The organism is Elstera litoralis (assembly GCF_000963705.1).
GTDB lineage: Bacteria > Pseudomonadota > Alphaproteobacteria > Elsterales > Elsteraceae > Elstera > Elstera litoralis.
Map to the genome: position 1 here is coordinate 1 of NZ_LAJY01000285.1, position 6,876 is coordinate 6,876.

The window sequence follows — 6,876 nt, forward strand, 5'->3', positions numbered from 1 at the left end:
GGCCTCTTCCACCCCCATCGAGTCGAACAGCGCCGGGACTTGAAAACTACGCCCGACGCCGATGTGCGCCAGCTTGGCGGGGGGCGAGGGGGAGGAGCGGCGCGTCGAAATAGCGTAAATCGCCGCCCGCAACCGGCACCTGTCCGCACAGCCGGGCGAAGAGCGTCGATTTTCCCGCGCCATTGGGGCCGATCACCGCCAGCCGCTCGCCCGCAGCAAGGCGTAGGGAGAGCGGGTGCAGAATGGGGCGCGCGCCATAGGCGGCGGAAAGGCGGTCGGCCTCTAGCGCCCAAACCATCGCGGCCTCCCGGATTTCAACGCGAGCCGGACGAAAATCAGCGCGAGCAGCGCCCCGCCGAGGATCGCCCGCCAATAGGGCGTGCTGCGGATGAGTTCGCTATGGAGCGTGTGGAAGATCGCGGCACCGCCGAACGCGCCGACCACGGAGAATTGCCCGCCCAAAACCAGCATCACCAATCCGTCGACCGATTGGCTGAGGCTGGCGAGCTGCGGAAAGGCGCTGCCGCGCGTTAGCACCGTCAAGCCCCCAGCGAGCCCGGCAACGGCTCCGGCGAGGGCGAAGGCGCGCAGTTTGATGGCCGTGAGGGAGAGGCCGGAGGCGGCGGCTCGGCCCGGATGGTCGCGGAAAGCGCGTAAGAAGCTCCCGTCGGCGCAAAGCTGAGGCGGCGCAGACCGAGGCCGACCAGCAGGCTCAGTGCCAAGGCAAGCCAAAAGAACGCGGCCCGATCGGCCAAAATCCCGCGCGGCGTGAGGCCGAGCAAGCCATCGTCGCCGCCGGTCCAATCTTTCGCCTGAATGGCGAGCGACCAAAGGCCTTGGGCTACGGCGAGGCTGACCATCGCCAGCGACACGCCGGAGAGACGCACGGCCAGCCCGCCGACGCCGAGTCCGCCGAGCCCGCCGATCAGCGTCGCCGCCCAGCAGCCCTACGGCGAGCGCGCCGCCTTCCGGCAGATCGAGCCGCGCGAGGGGCAGCGTCAGTGCCAAGCCATAGGCCCCAGGCCGAAGAACGCCGCCTGCCCAAACGTCAGCAACCCGCCGACGCCGATCAACCAGTGCAGCGATAGGGCGAACAGCCCGAGGCACAGGATTTCGGTCAGCAGCAGCAGCCCATAGGCGCGCGGGGAGCCGGGCAGTAGGCCTAGCCAGAGCGGAGCGGTCGCCAGCGCCAGCAGGCCGAGGGCGAGCGCTCGTTTCTGCTTCAGCGACCAGGGTTTTAGCGGCGGTGCGCGTTCGGCCAAGGGGGGCGGTCCCGGCGGGGGCGGCGGTTTGCCGCCGAGCCCCTGCGGGCGCAGCCATAGCGTCAGCGCCATAATCAGGAAGGGCAGCACCAGGCTCGATTTCGGCCAGATCACCAGGGCCGCCGATTGCACGAGCCCGATCAGGAAAGCCGCGCGAAACGCCCCTCCCACGCTGCCTAAACCGCCCACAACGACCACGACGAAAGCATCGACCACCAACGTTAGATCGAGCCCCAGATGGGCGGCGTCGCGGGGCAGCAGTAGCGCGCCGCCGAGGCCCGCGAGCCCGGCCCCGAGGGCGAAAACGGCAGTGCGCAAATGATCTTCACGGACGCCCAAAGCGCCCAGCATCGGCGCGTCCAGAGTGGCGGCGCGGATGAGAATGCCAAACCGCGTCCGCCCCATCAGCCGGTGCAGGCCGAAAGCGACCAGGGCGGCGATAGCGATCAGGAAAAGATTATAGACCGGGTAGCGCCGCTCCAGCAGCGTGATCGAGCCCGACAGGCTGGGCCAGCGCGGCCCCAATAAATCTTCCGGCCCCCAAATCGCCAAGGCAGCGTCTTGAATTATCAGCACCAGCGCGAAGGTGGCGAGCAGTTGCAGCAACTCGGGCGCGCGGGAAAGCGGGCGGATCAGGCTGCGCTCGATCCCCGCCCCCAGCAGCGCCACGATCAGCACCGCGCCCAGAATGGCGGCGGGGTAGGGAACATAGGCGAGCAGGCTATAGGCGAGATAGGCCCCCAGCATGGCAAGGCTGCCGTGGGCGAAATTCACCACGCGGCTAACCCCGAAAATCAGGGTCAGCCCCGCGGCGATGAGAAACAAAACCCCGCCGCTGACCAGCCCGTTCAGCAGAACAAACAGCAGGGTTTGCAGCGTTTCCGTCATCTAAACCCTAGTTTCTGGCCTCGGCGGGGCGGCGGCGGTTGCCTTCATCTTCGCTGGGGAGAACGCTGGCCCCATCGATATAGCGCCAGTCTACCATAACACCGCGCCCATCCTTCTGCGCGGTTTTACCGACGAAGGCCCCGAGGGTCGATTGATGATCCCCGGCGCGGAATTTTGCTGGGCCGAAGGGGCTTGAGAATTCCAACCCGCGATAGGCGGCGATCAGTTTTTCCGTCTCGGTCGATCCGGCTTTCTTGAGGGCGGCGGCAATGGTTTGGATGGTGGTATAGCCGACGACCGATCCTAAGCGCGGGCTTTCCTTAAACTTGGCCTCATAGGCAGTTCGGAAGGATCGATGCGCTTCCGTATCGATTTGGGACCAGGGGTAGCCGGTAACGATCCAGCCTTCTGGCGTTTCCTCCTTCAAGGGGTCGAGATATTCCGGCTCGCCGGTGAGGGCGCTGACCACGGCGCGGCCCTTGAACAGATCACGGCTATTGCCTTCCTTCACAAACCGCGCCAGATCCGGCCCAAAGGTAGCGTTAAAGATCGCCTGAGGTTTGGCCGATTCGACGCCTTCCACCGTGGCCCCGGCGTCAAGCTTACCTTGGGCGGGCCATTGCTCGCCGACCCAGGTTACGTCCGAACGCTTGGCGGATAAGGCTTGTTTGAAAGCCGCAACGAACGCCGTGCCATATTCATAATTCGGCGCAACGGTAGCCCAGCGCGTCGCCGGCAGCTTGGCGGCTTCGGCGGCCAGCATTTCGGCCTGCATGGCGGTGGAGGCGCGCAGGCGGAAGACATAGCGCGAGCCCTTGTCCCACACGAGCGCGTCCGACAGCGGCTCCGACGCCACGAACAGAATTTTCTGCCGGTTGGCGTAATCGGCCACGGCAAGCCCGGTGCCCGACGAGAAGGTTCCGGCCAAAAGATCGACCTTTTCCGCCGTCACCAGCTCTTCGGCGTGGCGCGCGGCGTCGGCGGGTTTAAAGCCATCGTCGCGGAACACCACCTCCAGCGGCCGCCCGAGCACGCCGCCCGCGCGGTTGATTTCCTCTAGCGCAAGCTCGATACCCTTCTTATAGGGCAGGGTGAAAGCGGCGAGCGCCGTATAGCTGTTGATCTCGCCGATGCGGATGGGGTCGGCGGCAAAAGCAGGGGTCGCGCCGAGGGCGACGGCGAGGGCGGCGGCAAGGCGGGTGCGGCGCATCCGGGGGCTCCTTAAAGACAGGCAGGTAGGCCGTAACGAGAGGAGCACCCTTGCGTTTTTCTCGCCGGAGGAGCAAGCCGAACCGCCGAGCCTCGGCCCCGCGCAAACTGCACGGGCATACGAATACAGCGTTCGTGGGCGAATGATTACAGGGCTTCGGGGGTGCCGCCGGGCAGAGCGGCGCGCAGCCGGGCCGGAAGCTCCGGCGCGATCTCGGTTTCCGCGCAGAAGGCCAGCAATTGCGCTTCGTCGCCTAAGAGGAAATCGAGCACGCCGCCCAGAAAAGCCGGGTCGTTCGCGCGGGCGCGCACCTCATCGGGCCAAAGGCCGGTGGTCCGCCATCAGGCCGGAGAGGCGGTCGGGTTCGGCGGCGATCCAGGCGAGCGCCTGCAAGGCCAGGGTTTCGGCACTGGCGCGGGCGGCGGTTGAAACGGGTGCGCGGTCGGCTTTCGGGAACTGCATGGCCGCAAGAATAGCGCCCTGGGCTGAAAAATGCGAGGGCATGGAAAGCCGATTGCAGGTTTCGTCCGGCTCTGGAATGGTCTCTTTCATCTGGTTTGCTTTAAAGGATTTGATCGTGGCCGATTCTTCTGCGCTTCCCCCCGCTTCGACCCCTGCCCCGATCCGTTTGGCCGATTACCGCCCGCCGCTCTATCGGCTGCCGAGCGTGGCGCTGACCCTGTGGCTCGACCGCCAACAAACGCGGGTTGAAGCGCGCATTCGCCTGGAACGCGACGCCGAGGTGTATCAGCCGGGCGAGGCTTTGCTATTACACGGGCGCAATCTGACCTTGGAAAGCCTCGCGCTCGATGGGGCGGCGCTGGTGGAAGGCCAGGATTATAGGCTGACCGACGCGGGCTTGCTGCTGCTCGCGCCACCGGAAAGCGGCGAGTTGGTGAGCGTCGTCACGCTCGATCCCAGCGCCAATCTGGAGTTGGAAGGCCTGTACGCTTCGGGCGATATGCTCTGCACCCAATGCGAGGCGGAAGGTTTCCGCAAGATCACCTATTGGCTGGACCGGCCCGATCTTCTGTCGGTCTATACCGTCCGTCTGATTGCTGATACGGCGACTTACCCGGTTCTACTGTCGAATGGTAATTGTATCGAAAGCGGAACGATGGAGGGCGGGAAACATTTTGCCGTCTGGCACGATCCCTTCCCCAAGCCTGCCTATCTGTTCGCCGTGGTTGCCGGAAATCTGGTGAAAAGCGCCGATAGTTTCACCACCCGCAGCGGGCGGACCGTCGCGCTCGAAATCTGGACGCGCGCAGCGGATGCCGCCAAGACGGGGCACGCGATGGAATCGCTGAAACACGCGATGGCCTGGGACGAGGAAGTTTTCGGCCTCGAATATGATCTCGGCATTTATATGATCGTCGCCGTGGGCGATTTTAATATGGGGGCGATGGAGAATAAGGGGCTGAACGTCTTCAATACAAAATATGTGTTGGCCGACGCCCAAACCGCAACCGATTTAGATTATCAGGGCATCGAAGCGTCATCGCCCATGAATATTTCCATAATTGGACCGGCAACCGCGTTACCTGCCGCGATTGGTTCCAGCTTTCCTTGAAGGAAGGGTTGACGGTCTTCCGCGATCAGCAGTTTTCGGCGGATATGAATTCGGCAGCGGTGCAGCGGATTTCCAACGTGCGGGGCTTACGCGCCAGCCAGTTCCCCGAGGATGCCGGGCCGACGGCGCACCCGGTGCGGCCCGATTCCTACCTTGAAATCAATAATTTCTATACCGCAACAGTCTATAATAAGGGCGCGGAAGTGGTGCGCATGTACCATACATTCCTGGGGGCCGAGGGCTTCCGGCGCGGGATGGACCTTTATTTCGCCCGCCACGACGGCCAGGCCGTCACCTGCGACGATTTCCGCGCGGCGATGGCGGATGCCAATGATGTCGATCTGCTCCAGTTCGAGCGCTGGTATTCCCAGGCGGGCACGCCGGTTTTGCGCGTTTCCGATAGTTACGATTCCGAAACGAAAATCTATACGCTGACCCTCACCCAAGCTTGCGCACCGACGCCCGGCCAGCCGGTGAAAGCTCCCTTCCTGATGCCGGTGGCGATGGGGCTGCTTACACCTGCCGGGGCGGAACTGCCGACGCGGCTGGTGGGCGAGGTGGCCGCCCATATCGGCACGCGCGTGCTGCGGCTGACCGAGGTTCGGCAAAGCTTCCTGTTCGTCGATGTGCCGGAGCATCCGATTCCCTCGCTGCTGCGTGGCTTCTCCGCCCCGGTGAAGCTGGAGCGCGATTGGACCGATGCGGAGCTGGCGATTCTGGCGGCTCATGATAGCGATCCGTTCGCGCGCTGGGAGGCGGGGCAAACGGTGCTCGTGCGCCATCTGCTCGCCGAAGCCGATCCGGCGAACGCCGCGCCGGGGGCCGATCTGCCGGAAACGGTGGCGGCGCTGATTGCGGCAACCCTCGCGCCCTTCACCGGCGCGCCGGACGGGAAAGCCGATCCGGCTTTTGCCGCGCTCTGCCTGGCGCTGCCGGGGGAAGCCTATCTGGCCGAACTGGTGACTATCGTCCACCCCGACCGGCTGCACGCCGCGCGCAACGCCCTGCGCGTCGCTATCGGCCGCAGCTTTGCCGCCGAACTCCGCCTGATTGCCGAGCGGTTCACGGACACCGGCCCCTATCAGCCGACAGCGGCGGCCGCCGGGCGGCGGGCGTTACGCAATGCGGCGCTCGATCTTTTGTGCGCGAGCGGCGATCCGGCGGCCCTGGCCCAGGCGGCTACTCAAGCCCGCGCGGCGGGCAATATGACCGACCGGCTGGCGGCGCTGACGGCGATTGTCGATACCGATTTGCCGGAGCGCGCGGCGATTCTCGACGCTTTCCGCGCCGATTTTGCCGATGACGCGCTGGTGCTGGATAAATGGTTCACCGTGCAAGCCCTCTCCCGCCGCGCCGATACGCTGGCACAGGTGCGCGCGCTGCTGGACCATCCGGAGTATGACGGCAAGAACCCGAATAAGGTGCGGGCGCTGGTGGGGGCCTTCACCTCCGGCAACCGCGCCCAGTTCCACGCACTCGACGGGGCGGGCTATGCTTTTCTCGCCGATCAGGTGATCGCCATCGATGGTTTCAACGGCAAGCTCGCCGCGCGACTGGTCGCCCCGCTGGGGCCGTGGAAGAAGTTCGATCCGACCCGGCAAGCCTTAATGCGCGGCGCGCTGGATCGGATTAGGAAAGTGCCGGGCCTGTCGAAAGACGTAACGGAGATCGTCGAAAAGGCCCTGGTGGCGTGAGGCTGACGCTCCCCGACCGGCTGAAGCAGGGCGGGCTTGCCGCACTCGCAGGCCTCGGCCTGCTTTTTCCGCAGGCGTTGCCGATCATCCTCGGGCTGCTGCTGCTGGTGCTGGGCGGGGAAGCCTGGGGAAGCGGCAACTGGCCGGGGCGCGACGCGGTGCGGCGGCTGCGGTGGGCCGGGCTCGTCTTTCTCCTGCCCTGTTGGCGCTGGCGTTGAGCCTTGGGCCGAATGGCCGGGGCCAGCGCTG

At 65.4% G+C, this 6,876-nt stretch carries 9 protein-coding genes; 3 read left to right on the forward strand and 6 right to left on the reverse strand.

Annotation, left to right across the window (positions count from 1 at the left end):
* Positions 1-46 precede the first annotated feature (46 nt).
* From VZ95_RS28240 to VZ95_RS28250, 6 genes are all read right to left on the reverse strand, one after another.
* Positions 47-298 (reverse strand): ATP-binding cassette domain-containing protein, encoded by a 252-nt coding sequence (locus VZ95_RS28240; protein WP_045775985.1) that lies wholly within the window; start codon positions 296-298, stop codon positions 47-49.
* On the reverse strand, positions 283-1,107 hold the full coding sequence (locus tag VZ95_RS25545) for an ABC transporter permease subunit (protein ID WP_232302632.1): 825 nt from the start codon (positions 1,105-1,107) through the stop codon (positions 283-285). The genes VZ95_RS28240 and VZ95_RS25545 overlap by 16 nt, the downstream gene beginning before the upstream one ends.
* Positions 999-2,150 carry a branched-chain amino acid ABC transporter permease gene (locus tag VZ95_RS25550; protein WP_052711704.1) on the reverse strand — a complete coding sequence of 384 codons (1,152 nt, stop codon included), beginning with the start codon at positions 2,148-2,150 and terminating at the stop codon, positions 999-1,001. The genes VZ95_RS25545 and VZ95_RS25550 overlap by 109 nt, the downstream gene beginning before the upstream one ends.
* A 7-nt stretch (positions 2,151-2,157) precedes the next feature.
* Entirely contained in the window at positions 2,158-3,360 is a 1,203-nt protein-coding gene (locus VZ95_RS11630) for an ABC transporter substrate-binding protein (RefSeq protein WP_045775986.1), read from the reverse strand.
* A 146-nt stretch (positions 3,361-3,506) separates the two neighbouring features.
* On the reverse strand, positions 3,507-3,671 hold the full coding sequence (locus VZ95_RS28245) for a DUF3572 family protein (RefSeq protein WP_198148255.1): 165 nt from the start codon (positions 3,669-3,671) through the stop codon (positions 3,507-3,509).
* A 1-nt stretch (position 3,672) separates the two neighbouring features.
* Positions 3,673-3,912 (reverse strand): DUF3572 family protein, encoded by a 240-nt coding sequence (locus VZ95_RS28250; RefSeq protein WP_198148256.1) that lies wholly within the window; start codon positions 3,910-3,912, stop codon positions 3,673-3,675.
* A gap of 25 nt (positions 3,913-3,937) precedes the next feature.
* On the opposite strand from VZ95_RS28250, the gene VZ95_RS28850 reads away from it, so the two are divergent.
* Genes VZ95_RS28850 through VZ95_RS11645 form a run of 3 tightly spaced genes read left to right on the forward strand, consistent with a single transcriptional unit; the run spans position 3,938 to position 6,845 of the window.
* On the forward strand, positions 3,938-4,933 hold the full coding sequence (locus VZ95_RS28850) for a M1 family aminopeptidase (RefSeq protein WP_332308079.1): 996 nt from the start codon (positions 3,938-3,940) through the stop codon (positions 4,931-4,933).
* Positions 4,861-6,627 carry an aminopeptidase N gene (gene pepN / locus VZ95_RS28855; protein WP_332308080.1) on the forward strand — a complete coding sequence of 589 codons (1,767 nt, stop codon included), beginning with the start codon at positions 4,861-4,863 and terminating at the stop codon, positions 6,625-6,627. Before VZ95_RS28850 ends, pepN begins: the two co-directional genes overlap by 73 nt.
* Positions 6,624-6,845, forward strand: coding sequence for a hypothetical protein (locus VZ95_RS11645; RefSeq protein WP_045775987.1), 222 nt, complete (start codon positions 6,624-6,626; stop codon positions 6,843-6,845). Before pepN ends, VZ95_RS11645 begins: the two co-directional genes overlap by 4 nt.
* Positions 6,846-6,876: the final 31 nt, after the last annotated feature.

What these genes read in the sequence shown, in the direction of transcription:
- VZ95_RS25550 (WP_052711704.1), bottom strand. Translation starts at nt 2,150, where the DNA reads ATGACGGAAACGCTGCAAACCCTGCTGTTTGTTCTGCTGAACGGGCTG.
- VZ95_RS28240 (WP_045775985.1), bottom strand. Translation starts at nt 298, where the DNA reads ATGGTTTGGGCGCTAGAGGCCGACCGCCTTTCCGCCGCCTATGGCGCG.
- VZ95_RS28250 (WP_198148256.1), bottom strand. Translation starts at nt 3,912, where the DNA reads ATGAAAGAGACCATTCCAGAGCCGGACGAAACCTGCAATCGGCTTTCC.
- VZ95_RS11630 (WP_045775986.1), bottom strand. Translation starts at nt 3,360, where the DNA reads ATGCGCCGCACCCGCCTTGCCGCCGCCCTCGCCGTCGCCCTCGGCGCG.